Annotated in this window: 12 protein-coding genes; 7 read left to right on the top strand and 5 right to left on the bottom strand. The window is 61.6% G+C overall.

Features of this window, described 5'->3' with window-relative positions; genetic code table 11:
* From NKJ23_RS17355 to NKJ23_RS17345, 3 genes are all read left to right on the top strand, one after another.
* On the top strand, positions 1 to 811 hold an 811-nt coding region (locus NKJ23_RS17355; RefSeq protein ID WP_352681326.1), incomplete at its 5' end, for a DMT family transporter.
* A 2-nt stretch (positions 812 to 813) separates the two neighbouring features.
* The gene (locus NKJ23_RS17350; protein WP_352681342.1) at positions 814 to 1,605 is read left to right on the top strand and encodes an ATP12 family chaperone protein; all 792 of its coding nucleotides are present in this window, start codon (positions 814 to 816) and stop codon (positions 1,603 to 1,605) included.
* 184 nt (positions 1,606 to 1,789) lie between these two features.
* Positions 1,790 to 3,679 (top strand): MFS transporter, encoded by a 1,890-nt coding sequence (locus NKJ23_RS17345; protein ID WP_352681324.1) that lies wholly within the window; start codon positions 1,790 to 1,792, stop codon positions 3,677 to 3,679.
* A 75-nt stretch (positions 3,680 to 3,754) separates the two neighbouring features.
* On the opposite strand, the gene NKJ23_RS17340 is transcribed toward NKJ23_RS17345, so the two are convergent.
* The gene (locus NKJ23_RS17340; RefSeq protein ID WP_292660390.1) at positions 3,755 to 3,949 is read right to left on the bottom strand and encodes a DUF2735 domain-containing protein; all 195 of its coding nucleotides are present in this window, start codon (positions 3,947 to 3,949) and stop codon (positions 3,755 to 3,757) included.
* 319 nt (positions 3,950 to 4,268) lie between these two features.
* On the opposite strand from NKJ23_RS17340, the gene NKJ23_RS17335 reads away from it, so the two are divergent.
* Positions 4,269 to 5,309 (top strand): glutamine synthetase beta-grasp domain-containing protein, encoded by a 1,041-nt coding sequence (locus NKJ23_RS17335; protein ID WP_254817165.1) that lies wholly within the window; start codon positions 4,269 to 4,271, stop codon positions 5,307 to 5,309.
* Positions 5,310 to 5,425: 116 nt separating this feature from the next.
* Here NKJ23_RS17335 and glnA read toward each other — a convergent pair whose 3' ends face one another.
* Both glnA and NKJ23_RS17325 read right to left on the bottom strand, forming a co-directional pair.
* Positions 5,426 to 6,835, bottom strand: coding sequence for a type I glutamate--ammonia ligase (gene glnA / locus NKJ23_RS17330; RefSeq protein ID WP_352457514.1), 1,410 nt, complete (start codon positions 6,833 to 6,835; stop codon positions 5,426 to 5,428).
* Between the two features lie 54 nt (positions 6,836 to 6,889).
* A complete protein-coding gene (locus tag NKJ23_RS17325) occupies positions 6,890 to 7,228 on the bottom strand; it encodes a P-II family nitrogen regulator (protein WP_019857988.1) in 339 nt (112 codons plus the stop codon).
* Between the two features lie 357 nt (positions 7,229 to 7,585).
* Here NKJ23_RS17325 and NKJ23_RS17320 point away from each other — a divergent pair, with 357 nt between their 5' ends.
* Positions 7,586 to 9,115 carry an NAD(P)H-hydrate dehydratase gene (locus NKJ23_RS17320; protein WP_352681322.1) on the top strand — a complete coding sequence of 510 codons (1,530 nt, stop codon included), beginning with the start codon at positions 7,586 to 7,588 and terminating at the stop codon, positions 9,113 to 9,115.
* Positions 9,112 to 11,115: a hypothetical protein gene (locus NKJ23_RS17315; protein ID WP_352681320.1), complete on the top strand. Its 2,004-nt coding sequence runs from the start codon at positions 9,112 to 9,114 to the stop codon at positions 11,113 to 11,115. The genes NKJ23_RS17320 and NKJ23_RS17315 overlap by 4 nt, the downstream gene beginning before the upstream one ends.
* Before the next feature lie 43 nt (positions 11,116 to 11,158).
* Here the strand turns inward: NKJ23_RS17315 and NKJ23_RS17310 are convergent, their stop codons facing one another.
* Together NKJ23_RS17310 and NKJ23_RS17305 are read right to left on the bottom strand one after the other, a co-directional pair.
* On the bottom strand, positions 11,159 to 12,229 hold the full coding sequence (locus NKJ23_RS17310) for a M48 family metallopeptidase (protein ID WP_352681319.1): 1,071 nt from the start codon (positions 12,227 to 12,229) through the stop codon (positions 11,159 to 11,161).
* Positions 12,230 to 12,236: 7 nt separating this feature from the next.
* A complete protein-coding gene (locus tag NKJ23_RS17305) occupies positions 12,237 to 13,769 on the bottom strand; it encodes an acyl-CoA carboxylase subunit beta (RefSeq protein ID WP_352681317.1) in 1,533 nt (510 codons plus the stop codon).
* A gap of 388 nt (positions 13,770 to 14,157) precedes the next feature.
* Between NKJ23_RS17305 and NKJ23_RS17300 the strand changes: the two genes are divergently transcribed.
* On the top strand, positions 14,158 to 15,576 hold the full coding sequence (locus NKJ23_RS17300) for a DEAD/DEAH box helicase (protein WP_352681316.1): 1,419 nt from the start codon (positions 14,158 to 14,160) through the stop codon (positions 15,574 to 15,576).
* Positions 15,577 to 15,681 lie beyond the last annotated feature (105 nt).

Genomic DNA, 15,681 nt, shown 5'->3' with positions numbered 1-15,681 from the left:
GATCTCGTATGCCGGCTACGACCCTGTTTTCCTGTCCATCGCCCGCTCGGCGATCGGCGGCCTGTGTGTTTTCGGCTGGTGCCGCTGGCGCGGCATTGCGCTGTTCACGCCCGACAAAACCCTCGTCGCTGGCATTCTGGCGGGTGCGCTTTTCGGTTTCGAGTTCCTGTTTCTCTATGTCGGGCTCGAGCACACCACTGTCGTGCGCAACACCTTGCTGGTCAACACCATGCCGTTCTGGATGCTGGTCGGCGGTCATTTCCTGCTGGGCGAAAGCGTCACGGCACGCAAGCTCGTTGGTCTTCTGCTCGCTTTCGCCGGACTGATCGCGGTGTTTTCCGATAAACTGAGCGCCAGTGGCGGCGCGACGCTGAGCGGCGATTTGCTCAGTCTCGGTGCCGGCATTCTGTGGGCCGTGACCAATATCGTCATCAAGCGGTCGAAGCTGGTGACGGCCAGCGCCGAAAAGCTGCTGCTCTATCAGCTGGCCGGGGCCGCCGTCGTCGGCATTTTGGTGATACCTTTTGCCGGGCCGCCCGTCCGCAACTTTACCGTCTTGCCAACCTTGGCTCTGCTGTTCCAGGCCGTCTACGTTGTCGCGTTCACCTATGTGCTGTGGTTCTGGCTGCTGCGGCGCTACCCTGCATCTGGACTGTCGAGCTTCACCTTCCTGTCGCCGGTGTTTGGTGTGCTGTGCGGCGCCGTGTTCTTGAACGAGCCGCTGACCGTTCGTATCTTCCTGGCACTCGCCCTGATCGCCGCCGGTCTTATCATCGTCAACCGGCCGGCCAGAAAACAAAGTCCCGGATGAGCATGCGCGATATATTGAACGACCTCGAAGCTGGAAAGCAGCTCTCTGATCCGGACCCGGTACGCCGTGCCCAGATCCAGATGAAGACGCACCTGCCAAAGCGCTTCTACAAGACCGTCGCGGTCGCGCCGGTCGAAGATGGTTTTGCCGTCCATCTCGATGGCAAACCCGTCCGCACGCCGGCCAAGGCGCTGCTGGCGCTGCCGACCGAAAAGGCGGCTGCTCTCGTCGCCGAGGAATTCGCCGCACAAGAGGAGACCGTCAACCCGGTGACGATGCCGGTGATGCGTCTGGTCAATACGGCAATCGATGGCGTCGCCAGTGATCCCCAGGCGGTGATGGAGGACATCCTGCGCTTTGCCTCGTCCGATCTGCTCTGCTACCGCGCCGATGCGCCCCAAGGACTCGTCGACCGGCAGAACCAGCATTGGGATCCGGTCATCGACTGGGCGCGCAGCGCGCTCGGCGCCCGGTTCCATCTTGCCGAAGGCGTGATCCATGTCGAGCAGCCGCGCGAGAGTATCGCGCTGCTTGGCCAGCATCTTGCCCAACGTGCCGATCCGCTGCGCCTTGCCGCCATCCACGTCATGACGTCGCTGACCGGATCGGCGCTGCTGGCGCTGGCCGTCGACTTCGGCGAGCTCGACGGCGAGGCGGCCTGGGCTGCCGGTCATGTCGACGAGGACTGGCAGGCCGAGCAATGGGGCCATGATGCCGAGGCCGTCGCGCACCGCGCGGCCCGCAAGCGCGACATGATGGCGGCAGTCAGCCTGCTCGAAGCTCTCAAAGGCTGACCGCACCGTCGTTTCTATTTCGCACTGCACATTAGACCAAAGTCATAATCCCAAAGGCGGTCTGCCTCTGGGCACTGCTTTCTGTCATTTTTTGCACCGATGGCTGCACTGAGTCTGCGTTGCGAGGAAACGCGGACGAAGTGCAGCATCGAGGACTGACGGAATCACACGGGAGGATACGCTCATGGCAATGGCATCGACCGCCGGCAAAACAAGCCGCGGCATGACGCGCGAGGAGAAGAAGGTCATCTTCGCTTCCTCGCTCGGCACCGTTTTCGAATGGTACGATTTTTATCTCTACGGCTCGCTGGCAGTGTTCATTGGTTCGACTTTTTTCAGTCCAACCATTCCAGAAGCGACGCGCAATATTTTCGCGCTGCTGGCGTTTGCCGCTGGCTTCCTCGTGCGCCCGTTCGGCGCATTGCTGTTCGGCCGCATCGGCGACCTTGTCGGCCGTAAATACACTTTCCTTGTCACCATGACGATCATGGGCCTGTCGACCTTCCTGGTCGGCTTGCTGCCTGGCTATGCGACTTTGGGCATCGCCGCTCCCGTGATCCTGATCATCTTGCGCATGTTGCAGGGCCTGGCGCTCGGCGGTGAGTATGGCGGTGCCGCGACCTATGTCGCCGAGCATGCACCCGACGATCGCCGCGGCTACTACACGTCGTGGATACAGACGACGGCAACGCTCGGCCTGTTCCTGTCGCTGATCGTCATCCTGATCGTCCAGGGGTCGATGACCAAGGAAACCTACGCCGCCTGGGGCTGGCGCATTCCGTTCATCGTTTCCTTCCTCCTCCTCGCCATTTCGATCTGGATCCGGCTGTCGCTTTCTGAATCGCCGACCTTCCAGCGCATGAAGGACGAAGGCAAAGGCTCCAAGGCGCCGCTGTCAGAAGCCTTCGGTCAGTGGAAGAACGCCAAGATCGCGCTGCTGGCGCTGCTCGGCCTCACAGCCGGTCAGGCCGTAGTTTGGTACAATGGCCAGTTCTACGCGCTGTTCTTCTTGCAGAACGTGCTCAAGGTCGATCCGCAATCGGTCAACATCATGATCGCGATTGCTCTGGCTGTTGGCTCGATCTTCTTCGTCGTGTTCGGCTGGCTCTCCGACAAGATCGGCCGCAAGCCGATTATCATGGCCGGCCTTGCACTGGCGATCGTCTGCACCTTCCCGTTGTTCAAGGCGCTGACCTGGGCAGCCAACCCGGCGCTCGCCACCGCGCAGCAGAACACCCGTGCGACGGTGACCGCGGCACCGGGAGACTGCAAGTTCCAGTTCAACCCGGTGGGCACGGCGAAGTTCACCACGTCCTGCGATATCGCCACCTCGTTTCTGACCAAGAACTCGGTGCCTTATGACGTAGTGGCCACGGCAGCGCCCGGCACTGCTGCGTCGGTCAAAATCGGCAACGAGACGGTTGAGTCGTATGACGCCACCGCAGCCGGCGATCAAGCCAAGGCCAAGGACGCTGTTTTCGCCAAGGCGGTAAACACGGCGCTTCAGGACGGCGGCTATCCGCTGAAACGGGCAGCGGCGAAGGTGCCGGATCAGAAGCTCGAAGCCTTCATCGCGGCCAATCCCGAACTGAAGCTCGATGCGGCCGCGATCCGCGCCGGCGAGAAGGCCATGGTTCCGGCCGACCAGGCGATCAAGGACAAGCTGCTGACTGCCGATGAGGCTGCGGGAGCTCCCGAGGTCACCGTCTACACCGTACCAGGCGGCGGTCCCTTTGCCATGTTCGCCGACCCGGCGGCGGTCAACTGGCCGATGACGATCGGCATCCTGCTCATCCTCGTGATCTTCGTCACGATGGTCTACGGGCCGATTGCCGCGATCCTGGTCGAGATGTTCCCGACCCGCATCCGCTACACCGGCATGTCGCTGCCCTACCATATCGGCAACGGCTGGTTCGGCGGGCTGCTGCCGGCGACGGTGTTCGCGCTCAGCGCCTACAAGGGCGATATCTACTACGGACTCTGGTACCCAGTGGTGATCGCGGCGATGTCGCTGATCATCGGCATGATCTTTGTCAGGGATACGCTCGGAACGGACCTGCACACCAAACAGTAGCCGGCCTGTCCGGTTCAAAGCAAAGCCCGGCGCGAGCGATCGCGCCGGGCTTTTTCAATTTATCGAGTGCAGGGCTTAGCTCTTCCGATCCTGTTTCGCTTCCTCGATGGCTGCCTCATGATACCAGGCACTTCCGAAATCCGTTCGGTTGCGTAAAGAAGCAAGTTCTGCCGCGAACTTAGCCTTTCCGCTTAAATTCGAGGCAGAAGCGCGCGCTGCCACCGGGAACATCAGGATTTTGGCCGACTGACGAGTGGAAGTGATTTCCATTGTCGGTTTCCTTTCTTCGACAGAACCTTGCCGATTCAACCTTTCCCCAACATAGGTTCAGCAACCAAAATAGGCAACATGATTACGAAAAGATCAGTACTTGCACATTATTTGTGCACAATGTGCTTGTGGATGATCCGAACGCAGCATGACGGCGGACCAGCGATTTTGGGCGGATACAACCTCACTTTTGCCGCATCCATCGCCGGCGAGAATGGCACACGAATTGCGTTTTAGTAATCCGGCAGGTCGGCTGCTGGATAGGCCGGCTCGCCCCGGCGCCATCCAGGGTTCGGTGATCAAGCAACGAGAGGCTAGAATGACGAAATACAAGCTCGAGTACATTTGGCTCGATGGATACACCCCGGTTCCCAATCTTCGCGGAAAGACGCAGGTCAAGGACTACGCCGAGTTTCCGACGCTCGACCAGCTTCCGCTGTGGGGCTTCGACGGTTCTTCGACCATGCAGGCAGAGGGCCACAGCTCCGACTGCGTTTTGAAGCCGGTCGCCGTTTATCCGGATCCCGCCCGCACCAATGGCGCGCTCGTCATGTGCGAGGTCATGATGCCGGACGGCGTGACGCCGCATGCGTCCAACAAGCGCGCCACCATTCTCGACGACGAGGGCGCCTGGTTCGGCTTCGAGCAGGAATATTTCTTCTACAAGGACGGCCGTCCGCTCGGCTTCCCCGAGAGTGGCTATCCGGCGCCGCAAGGCCCGTACTACACCGGCGTCGGCTACAGCAATGTCGGCTCCGTCGCTAGGCAGATCGTCGAGGAGCATCTTGACCTTTGCCTTGCCGCCGGCATCAACCATGAAGGCATCAACGCCGAGGTGGCCAAAGGCCAGTGGGAATTCCAGATCTTCGGCAAGGGCTCCAAGAAGGCCGCCGACCAGATGTGGATGGCGCGCTATTTGTTGCAGCGCCTGACCGAGAAGTACGGCATCGACATCGAATATCACTGCAAGCCGCTCGGCGACACCGATTGGAACGGCTCCGGCATGCATGCCAACTTCTCGACCGCCTATATGCGCGAAGTCGGCGGCAAGGGCTATTTCGAGGCGCTGATGGCAGCCTTCGACAAAAACCTGATGGATCACATCGCCGTCTATGGGCCGGACAACGACAAGCGTTTGACCGGCAAGCACGAGACCGCGCCCTGGAACAGGTTCAGCTACGGCATCGCCGATCGCGGCGCCTCGATCCGCGTGCCGCACTCCTTCATCAACAACGGCTACAAGGGCTATCTCGAGGATCGCCGGCCGAACTCGCAGGGCGACCCCTACCAGATCGCCTCGCAGATATTGAAGACGATCGCCTCCGTCCCGACCAGCGCCGAGGTTTCGGCCGCGGCTTGAGCATTCGTCACGGCGTGGACCTCAGGTCTGCGCTGTGACTTTCTCTCCAATCGCATCACAATAAAAAACCCCGGCGTCTCTGCCGGGGTTTTTTCTATTGGCTGCAACAATCCGGATCACACGGAATAATACATATCGTATTCGACCGGATGCGGGGTCATTTCGAAGCGCATCACCTCGGCCATCTTGAGCTCGATGTAGCTGTCGATCTGGTCGTCGTCGAAGACGCCGCCGGCCTTCAGGAAGCCGCGGTCCTTGTCGAGGCTCTGCAGGGCTTCGCGCAGCGAGCCGCAGACGGTCGGGATTTTCTTCAATTCCTTCGGCGGCAGATCGTAGAGATCCTTGTCCATCGGCTGTCCCGGGTGGATCTTGTTCTTGATGCCGTCGAGGCCGGCCATCAGCATGGCGGCGAAGGCGAGATAGGGGTTCGCGCCCGGATCGGGAAAGCGGACCTCGACGCGCTTGGATTTCGGCGATGAGCCGAACGGAATGCGGCAGGAGGCCGAGCGGTTGCGTGCCGAATAGGCGAGCAGCACCGGCGCTTCATAGCCCGGCACCAGGCGCTTGTAGGAGTTGGTCAGCGGGTTGGTAAAGGCGTTGATCGCCTTGGCATGCTTGATGATACCACCGATGTAGAACAGGCAGCTCTCGGACAGGCCGGCATATTCGTTGCCGGCGAAGGTCGGCTTGCCTTCTTTCCAAATCGACTGGTGGACATGCATGCCCGAGCCATTGTCGCCGAACACCGGCTTCGGCATGAAAGTGGCCGTCTTGCCGTAGGCGTTGGCGACCTGGTGCACGACATATTTATAGATCAGCATCTTGTCGGCGTTGCGGACCAGCGTGTCGAACTTGATGCCGAGCTCGTGCTGGGCGGCGGCCACTTCGTGATGGTGCTTTTCAACGCGCACGCCCATCTCGGCGAGCACGGTGAGCATTTCCGAGCGCATGTCCTGCGCCGAATCGACCGGCGGCACCGGGAAATAGCCGCCCTTGATGCGCGGCCGATGACCGAGGTTGCCGGTCTCGTAGTCGGTGTCGTCATTGGACGGCAGTTCGGTCGAATCCAGCCTGAAGCCGGTGTTGTAGGGATCGGCCTTGTACTTGACGTCGTCGAAGACGAAGAACTCGGCTTCCGGGCCGACGAAGATCTGGTCGCCGATGCCTTCGGCCTTCATGTAGGCCTCGGCTTTCTTGGCGGTGCCGCGCGGATCGCGGTTGTAGGATTCCCCCGAGATCGGATCGAGAATGTCGCACAGGATGACCATGGTCGACTGCGCGAAGAACGGGTCCATATGCACCGTATCGGAATCCGGCATCAGCACCATGTCGGACTCGTTGATCGCCTTCCAGCCAGCGATCGAGGAACCATCGAACATGACGCCATCGGCAAACATGTCTTCCTCGACCTCGACGACATCCATCGTAACGTGCTGCAGTTTGCCCTTCGGATCGGTGAAGCGCAGATCGACGAACTTAACGTCGTTGTCCTTGATCTGCTTCATGATGTCTTTGGCTGTCGTCATGTCCCTGCTTCCCTATGTGATGACGTTTTGAACATGGCCTTTTAACGGGAAAATTCAGACGGCGTCCATGCCGGTTTCGCCGGTGCGAATGCGCACCACTTCCTCGATATTGGAGACGAAGATCTTACCGTCGCCGATGCGGCCGGTCTGGGCCGCCTTGCGGATGGCTTCGATCGCGGCTTCGACCGCATCGTCGCCGAGCACGACTTCGATTTTCACCTTCGGCAGGAAGTCGACGACATATTCGGCGCCGCGATAAAGCTCGGTATGGCCCTTCTGGCGGCCAAACCCTTTGGCCTCGGTAACGGTGATACCTTGCAGGCCGGCCTCCTGAAGCGCTTCCTTCACTTCGTCTAGCTTGAACGGCTTGATGATCGCTTCGATCTTTTTCATGTAAAAAGTGGCCTCCACTGCCAAAAAAGACGGGTTGTGAGCCCCGCTTGCGCCTCAATCAAGCACGAACTGTGCCAATTGATGGGGCGCCGAACGGCCTCACATGATTTGGATACCATGCCACGCGGGAATGTACATTCGCGTCATTCGCAGCGTTGGATGCGCCATGAATGCCGCGAGCCTACACACCGCCGGTCCTGCCGTCCGCACAAAAATTGGGCAGATCGGGTATTTCATGGGCAGCTGCGCGCCGTCGTCCCGAACGATGTACGCCGCCAAATTGCTTGGGGACCTTCGTTGTTTGCGTCGGATCAAAAACTGGACAATGCTTGGGGAAATGATGTGCATGTCGCCCGCATGAGCAATGAGCTTCTGTCTCCGTCCGACATGGCTGAGGCCGACCGGCTGGCGATTGCCGCTGGTCCATTCGACGGCATCGGCCTGATGCGCAATGCCGGTGCTGCGGTTGCTGCCGTAGTACTCAAGCGCTACCCGAACGCAACGCGCGTCCACGTGCTTTGCGGCCCCGGCAACAATGGCGGCGACGGCTATGTCGTGGCGCGCATCCTTCGGGAGAGCGCCGTCGACGTTTCGGTATGGGCGTCCGGATCGCCTAAAGGAGGCAGCGATGCAGCAGTCGCTGCCTCGGAGTGTCCGGTTGAAGCTCGGCCGCTGTCGGATTTCGTTGCCGAGACGGGCTCGATCGTGGTCGATGCGCTTTACGGGGCGGGGCTGTCCAAGCCGCTTTCCGGCGACCCCGCCAAGGCGATCGACAATGTGGCGGAGTTGAATTTGCCGGTCGTCGCGGTCGACCTGCCATCGGGCGTCTCTGGTGAGAGCGGCAATGTCCTCGGTCAGGCTTTCCGCGTCCGAATCACCGTGACCTTTGCGCGAAAAAAGCCAGGCCATCTTTTGTTGCCGGGGCGCGAGCTGTGCGGCGAAATCATGCTCGCTGATATCGGCATAAGCGACAGTGTTGTTGCGCAGCTTGAACCACGAACATTCGAGAACATTCCGGCGCTCTGGCTTGGCCGCTTTCCGGTTCCGGCCGTCGACACCCATAAGTATAAACGCGGCCATGTCGGCGTCTTTTCCGGAGGGCCGTCGGCGACGGGTGCTGCGCGGCTGTCGGCGCTTGCCGCGGCAAGGAGCGGGGCAGGGGCAGTCACCATGCTGTCGCCGGCGAACGCCATCCATGTGAACGCGGCGCATCTGACCTCGATCATGCTGCGCAAGGTAGACACTGTCGCGGATGTGGACGAATTCGTCGGCAGCCGTGGGCCATCGGCCTTCGTGCTCGGCCCGGGATTTGGCATTGGTGAGAAGACGCGCGAATTCGTCCTGGCCGTGCTGAATGGCGCCCATGGGCAGGGCGGCGGGATTGAGGGCTTGGTGCTCGACGCCGACGGCGTCACCTCGTTTCGCGACGCGCCGGATGCCCTGTTCGAAGCCGCCAGCCGGCCGAGCGCGCCGGCTCTGGTGATGACGCCGCATGACAGCGAATTCGCCAGGCTTTTTTCAGATATCGCCGAGGACCAGGACCTGTCCAAACTCGCCAAGGCACGCGCCGCAGCCGAACGGGCCAACGCCACTCTCGTCTACAAGGGTGCCGACACTGTGATTGCGGCCCCCGATGGCCGGGCAGCGATCAACGGCAATGGCGCGCCTTGGCTGGCCACCGCCGGTTCGGGCGACGTGCTGTCGGGTATCATCGCCGCGCTGCTGGCGCAGGGCATGCCGGCCTTTGAAGCGGCCTGTGCAGCAGTCTGGATCCATGCCGAGGCCGGCAGCCGTTTCGGACCGGGGATGATCGCCGAGGACCTGCCGCTGGCGCTGGTGCCGGTCCTGCGCGAGCTTATCGAAAGTCGCGGGATAGCTGCCGAATGAACCGCCTGTTCACGCTGCTCGTTGCGATCGTCAGCGCCGTATTCATGGCGCAGGCTGCGAACGCCGAAACTCCGCTGACGATCGTCGACGACCCGGCCGTTCTCGTCGCCCTCGACAGCAACGGTTACGGGTTCGCCGGCATTTTCGGCGTCGATGGCAAGGGCGATTTGAAGACGCTTTACGACAAGGCGCCGGCCTATCACGCGATCGTCGAAACGATTGCAAGCGACGTCGCAGCATTGCGGGCCGAGATGAAGGCCGGCGGTCGGCCGCTCTACGAGGTGACCGACGGCAATGTTGGCCGTGTCATGGACATGCGCTGGCTGAGGACCGATGCCGCGCGCTTCCGCCTCGTCGGCGTAGTCAACCGGCTCGACCGGCGCGACTTCGCCGCGCTGCAAGGCGATACGAGTTGCGGCGAAGTGCGCTTCGTCTATCGCTTATCCTATAGTTTCAAGAAAAACGGCAAGGTTCTGGGCTCGCGCCTGCCGTTCAATTTCAGTGCCGTCTACAATGCCGCGCCGGATGCCGATGGCGGTTGTGTCGGCGTCGCCGGGCGCTGGGCACCACAGCTCGACGAGAACGTCGATGCCGGCTGGCTGATCGGTGGGCCGCTGGACAGGGCGGCGCTCACCTTCAAGCAGCTCGAGCTCAATGCGCAAGTGGTGCGCTTCCCCTCCGGCCAGGAGACCGAATTCGGCGGGCAGGCTGCCTATCTCATGCGAATTTTCGGCATCGACGGAGCGGCTGCCAGCGAAAAGCCGTTGGAAAACACGCCCGATGCGGCACGCCTTGCCGAAGACGTCGCGCTGAAAGCAAGACTTGCGGACTATGTCCGCACCAGTGTCGCGGCGGTCGATCTCGGTGTCTACCAAATCCCCGATGAATTCTTGGCAAGGAAGGTCATTTCGTGGTCGACCTTCGGCAGTGCAAGGCAGGCCAACCACCCGTTCACGCCACTGTTCCAGCCCGCGGATTTCGCTGGTGTCGATTTCTCCGCGCTGAAGCTGGTGCGCACGCCGGAGGCATTGGTCGAGCGGCTGGACAACGGCGCCTGCCAGGGCTGCCATCAGGCGGGCTCGACTGCCGGCTTCCATTTCATCGGCCTTGACGACAAGACGACCTCGCCGCTCAACCGCATCGAGGTTGGCATCTCGCCGCATCTCCACGCCGACATCCCGCGCCGCGTCGCCTGGCTGCGCGCGACTGCCGACGGCAAGGAACCGAACCGCTTTCGCCCGTTATCGTTCGCGCCGCCGGCGACCTGGAACGATGCCGGCGAAATCGCCTATTCGCCGGCCGAAATGGCGATGCCGTGCCTGATGCCACAGGATGCGGCCCGCTTCGGCGCGACATGGCAATGCGGCGCCGGCACCGTCTGCACGCAGCTGGCAACCGCGTCCGGCGTACGCACCAAGCTGGCGCAATGCCTGTTGCCCAAGCACAGCGAAGAGATGTTCTCCGGCCATCCGTGCCTGACCGGCTCGATCGCCAGCAACCCGGCACAGCCTTTCAATGACCGCTATACCATCACCGGTCAGTTCGCGGCGTTCGCGCCTGGCATTTCGCGCGCCGCCTACACCTGCCGACCGCCGAAGATCGGTGTGCCGGCGGGTATCGCCTATCGCGGCTGCGACGACCGGGATCGCAGCTTTGCCGCCTTCAAGACGGGCAAGCCGATGCCCAACGAGATCTGCGGGCTGGTCGGCGGCAAGAAATTCGACACCTGCGTGGCGACCAATAATTTCGACCAGTGCCTGGGCGGCGCCGTCAATCGCGGCAATCGTCCTGCCTGCTCGGCCGACCATTTCTGCCGCGAGGATTACATGTGCCAGTCGCTGCCGCCCGACATTCCCGGTATCGGCAAAGTGAAGGGCATCGGCTTCTGCTCGCCGACTTATTTTATCTTCCAGATGCGCATCGACAATCACGCCACGCCGTGGTCGGGCGCCGTCCGCGCGACGATGGGAGCCGGGTTCGGCGCGGCGGAAGCGGAATAGGCTGCCGACTCTGGCATTGGCCACAGTAGTTCAAGATGGACAGCTATCGTTCAAGAGCGTCGGCGATGTTCGATGTCCATTCACCATCGAAATGGCGGACATGTTCGGCGACGATCTCATCGCTCAGCAGGCTCGACAAGGCGGAAACCAGAACTGGTTCTATCTCTGGAGCCGAGCTAAATCCAAGAGCAGTCAAACGTTCGGACCAGGGCGGATGATCCGCGCTTTCGTTATCTGGCGCGTCCCAGGCCTTTTGCGCATATTCTTGCAGGATGGGAAGCCTCGACAGGTGACTGGCGGCCGCCAGAACTCTTTCAAGTGGTGGACGAGGCGGTACCATGGTGCCAAGCAGTTCACGTTTAAGCGGAATATACACTTGGTCATCGAAGAATGCACTGGCGGCACCGATCAGTAGCAGGGAGCGCGCCGTTTCATGTGCATCGCCGGACATCGCTGCATGACGATCTGCGTCAATTTCCGCCCGCCGCGACAACCGTATTTCTTCGCGCTCCAGCGTGCGCGACATCGGGCCAAGCATCCAGTAGAACAGGCTGCCCGAAACGGTTTTTCCCGGTGGGGCGAAGTCGAAGATTAGATCGAAGCTCTTTTCGAGTTCGGCCAGGTTGAGCCCGCCATTTGTATCTTTATTTTTCAGATGGGCGTCCTCATGGGCCAAGATCGCCGCAAACTCCTTTTGGTCGGTCGCTGCGAGCAGCGGCAGGCCCACGGTGAGAATTGCCCTGCGACCAAGCAGGCCCAGAAACGGCCGCTCTTCACCGATACTGGCGTTGAGATCGTCGCTCAGGATGATGCTCGTGCGGCTGGCGCGGTGTTTGCCGGCAATACTCTCCCAGACGGCCCACAATTTCGGGGCTGATTCCCGAGTAATCCCGTCCACCTTGCTGGGTCGAAAACCGGCGAACAATGTCCCGATCAACAGAACGATGGCCAGCATCGCGGCCGGGATTGCAACAACGCCGGTCGCGATGACAGCGAGCGGATAGCAATCGAGGAACCAGAACCACAGGAGTATTGGGCAAAACAGCGGCAGGGCGAAGAGCAGGATGGCAAACCTGCCGAAACGCGCTCCTACATAGAGGACCAGGCGCGACATCAACCCCTCACAGCGGGATGTTGTCGTGCTTCTTCCAGGGGTTTTGCATATCCTTGTTGCGCAGCATCCTGAGCGCGCGGGCGATGCGGCGGCGGGTCGAATGCGGCATGATCACCTCGTCGACATAGCCACGCTCGGCGGCAACGAAGGGGGACAGGAAGCGATCCTCGTAAGCTTTTGTATGTGCCGCGATCTTTTCCGCGTCGCCGATGTCCTTGCGGTAGATGATCTCGACCGCGCCCCTGGCGCCCATCACCGCGATCTGCGCCGTCGGCCAGGCATAGTTCATGTCACCGCGCAAATGCTTTGACGCCATGACGTCATAGGCGCCGCCATAGGCTTTTCTGGTGATGACGGTGATCTTTGGCACGGTCGCTTCGGCATAGGCGAACAGAAGCTTGGCGCCGTGCTTGATCAACCCACCATATTCCTGCGCGGTGCCGGGCAGGAAGCCCGGCACGTCGACGAAGGTGACGATCGGGATCGAGAAGCAGTCGCAGAATCGCACGAAACGAGCCGCCTTGCGGCTGGCATCCGAATCGAGCACGCCGGCCAGCACCATCGGCTGGTTGGCGACGAAGCCGACGGTGCGGCCCTCGATACGGCCGAAGCCGGTGACGATGTTTTTCGCAAAATTCTGCTGGATCTCGAAGAAGTCACCCTCGTCGGCAACTTTAAGGATCAACTCTTTGATGTCGTAGGGTTTGTTGGCATTGTCGGGGATCAGCCTGTCGAGCGACAGATCGTGATCGGTGACCGACTGGTAGCATTCGATCTCGGGAATTTCCGCCGTGTTGGAAGCGGGCAGCAGATCGACCAGCCGGCGCATCTGCAGCAGCGACTCGACGTCATTGTCGTAGGCTCCGTCGGCGATCGAGGACTTCGTCGTGTGGATAGAAGCGCCGCCGAGGCTTTCGGCGGTGACCGTCTCGTTGGTGACGGTCTTCACCACATCCGGCCCGGTGACGAACATGTAGGAGGTTTCGCGAACCATGAAGATGAAGTCAGTCATCGCCGGCGAATAGACATCGCCGCCGGCGCAGGGGCCCATGATCAGTGAGATCTGCGGGATGACGCCGGAGGCCAGTACATTGCGCTGGAAGATCTCGGCATAGCCGCCGAGCGCCGCCACGCCTTCCTGGATGCGGGCGCCGCCGGCGTCGTAAAGGCCGATGATCGGCGCGCGGTTGCGCAGCGCCATCTCCTGGACCTTGACCACCTTTTCGGCATGCGCCTCGGACAGCGAGCCGCCGAACACGGTGAAATCCTTGGCGAAAAGATAGACCGGGCGACCGTTGACGGTGCCCCAGCCGGTAACGACGCCGTCGCCGGCGATCTTGGTTTTCTCCATGCCGAAATCGGTCGAGCGGTGCTCGACATACATGTCGAACTCCTCGAACGAGCCCTCGTCGAGAAGGACGTCTATGCGTTCGCGGGCGGTCAGCTTGCCCTTCTTGTGCTGGGCGTCGATGCGGGCCTGGCCGCCGCCCATGCGGGCGATCTCGCGGCGGCGCTCGAGTTCCTTCAGCACGTCCTTCATGACCGGTCCCCGAAACGGAAAGCTGCATTGTGGTAATCATGCCCGCGAGAGAGCGCAAGCGCCGCTTCCTCATGGCTTTTGCTGCGCTGCAACATCAGGCCCCCTTGCATTCCGAAGCGAACTGGGCCATATGCGGCCGTATAGGCGCTTGGGCCGGGATAATCCGGCCTTCTCGACGAATGAGACTGGTTGCGTCTGTTTTCCCTCTTCCCGACAGATCGGCAAGGTGGCGAAAAAGCCCCGTGGCATGAAGCCTGCGGGCACGACAGCGCAGCCGTGTGGACGATGACGTCCGCCCGCCTTGTCGTTTCATGACAATTTTCGACGGCAGGTTGCGCCCTGCCGCCATCGATGTTTGCGGCCAGAAGCCGCATGAAAGAAGAATATTTTGACCAATGAAAACACTTTGATCGGTAAGGACACTGGGGAACTGAACGGTTTCGCCGCACTTGGAATTACCGGCGCACTGCTCAAGGCCACCAATGCCGCCGGCTTTACCGATCCGAAGCCGATCCAGGCCCAGGCGATCCCGCCGCAGCTCGAAGGCCGCGACATTTTCGGCATCGCCCAGACCGGCTCGGGCAAGACGGCGGCGTTCGCGCTGCCGATCCTGTCGAAGATCATCGCACTTGGCACCAAGCGCCGGCCGAAGACGGCCCGCGCGCTGATCCTGGCGCCGACACGTGAACTCGCGGTGCAGATCGAGGAGATGATCAAGCTGCTCGCCAAGGGCGCACATGTATCGACCGCGCTCGTGCTGGGCGGCGTCTCGCGCTTCAGCCAGGTGAAGAAGGTTGCGCCCGGCGTCGACATCCTGATCGCAACGCCCGGTCGGCTGACCGACCTTGTGCGTGAAGGCGACCTGATGCTTGCCGACACCAAATGGCTGGTGCTCGACGAAGGCGACCGCATGCTCGACATGGGCTTCATCAACGACGTCAAGCGCATCGCCAAGGCGACGGCGCCGGACCGTCAGACGGTGCTGTTCTCGGCGACTATGCCGGCCGAGATCGCCGAACTGGCGAAAGGCCTGCTGAAGAACCCGATCCGCGTCGAAGTCGCTCCTCACAGCACCGCGGCAGCCGAGATCGTGCAGGGTGTCGTCTTTGCCCGCACCAAGCAGAAGCGCCAGGTGCTGGCCAACATGCTTGCCGATGAGGCGATGAAGTCCGTCATCATCTTCTCGCGCACCAAGCATGGCGCCGACAGGGTGACCAAGGATCTCGAGCGCGACGGCTTCAAGGCCGCCGTCATCCACGGCAACAAGTCGCAGAATGCCCGTCAGAAGGCACTCAACGATTTCCGTGAGGGTTCGGTTCGCATTCTCGTGGCGACCGACATTGCGGCACGCGGCATCGACGTGCCCGGCATCAGCCATGTGGTGAATTTCGACCTGCCGGACGAGGCGGAGAGCTATGTCCACCGCATCGGCCGCACCGGCCGCAACGGCATGGACGGCATCGCCATCACACTCTGCGACCCGTCTGAAAACAGCAAGCTGCGTCAGGTCGAGCGCATCATCCGCACCAAGCTGCCGATCGCTGCCGACCATCTCGGCAGCCCCGATCCGCAGCGCAATCCCGCCGAGAAGAACGAGCGCAGCTTCGAACCGGCCAATGATCGCAACGACCACAATGGCCGTCGCGACGGCAGGCGGCCCGGCGGCGCAAACAACGGCTTCGGCAAGAAGCGGTTCGGCGACAAGCCGGCCTTTGCGGGCGAGCGCAAGCCGGAAGGCGCCAAGCCCTTCAAGGGCAATAACAAGCGCCGCTTCGGCGGCAAACGGCCAACAGCGCGGGCCGCATAATCTGACCGTGTTGCGGTCGGCCAAGCCTGGCTTGGTCACACACGATTGAAGAGGGCGACCGGAGCGATGCTTCGGTCGCCCTCTTGCTTGGGGACCTTTGGTTCA

Origin of the sequence: Mesorhizobium sp. M0184 (assembly GCF_040322215.1) — a bacterium.
In the GTDB taxonomy this organism is placed as follows: domain Bacteria; phylum Pseudomonadota; class Alphaproteobacteria; order Rhizobiales; family Rhizobiaceae; genus Mesorhizobium.
Note: the sequence above shows the minus strand (reverse complement) of the source record. Positions and strands in the feature narration are given on the sequence as shown.

Excerpts from the sequence above, each read along its gene's own strand:
- glnA (WP_352457514.1), bottom strand. The coding sequence starts at position 6,835 with ATGACGACAGCCAAAGACATCATGAAGCAGATCAAGGACAACGACGTT.
- NKJ23_RS17305 (WP_352681317.1), bottom strand. The coding sequence starts at position 13,769 with ATGAAGGACGTGCTGAAGGAACTCGAGCGCCGCCGCGAGATCGCCCGC.
- NKJ23_RS17310 (WP_352681319.1), bottom strand. The coding sequence starts at position 12,229 with ATGTCGCGCCTGGTCCTCTATGTAGGAGCGCGTTTCGGCAGGTTTGCC.
- NKJ23_RS17315 (WP_352681320.1), top strand. The coding sequence starts at position 9,112 with ATGAACCGCCTGTTCACGCTGCTCGTTGCGATCGTCAGCGCCGTATTC.
- NKJ23_RS17335 (WP_254817165.1), top strand. The coding sequence starts at position 4,269 with ATGACGAAATACAAGCTCGAGTACATTTGGCTCGATGGATACACCCCG.
- NKJ23_RS17320 (WP_352681322.1), top strand. The coding sequence starts at position 7,586 with ATGAGCAATGAGCTTCTGTCTCCGTCCGACATGGCTGAGGCCGACCGG.
- NKJ23_RS17325 (WP_019857988.1), bottom strand. The coding sequence starts at position 7,228 with ATGAAAAAGATCGAAGCGATCATCAAGCCGTTCAAGCTAGACGAAGTG.
- NKJ23_RS17350 (WP_352681342.1), top strand. The coding sequence starts at position 814 with ATGCGCGATATATTGAACGACCTCGAAGCTGGAAAGCAGCTCTCTGAT.
- NKJ23_RS17340 (WP_292660390.1), bottom strand. The coding sequence starts at position 3,949 with ATGGAAATCACTTCCACTCGTCAGTCGGCCAAAATCCTGATGTTCCCG.
- NKJ23_RS17345 (WP_352681324.1), top strand. The coding sequence starts at position 1,790 with ATGGCAATGGCATCGACCGCCGGCAAAACAAGCCGCGGCATGACGCGC.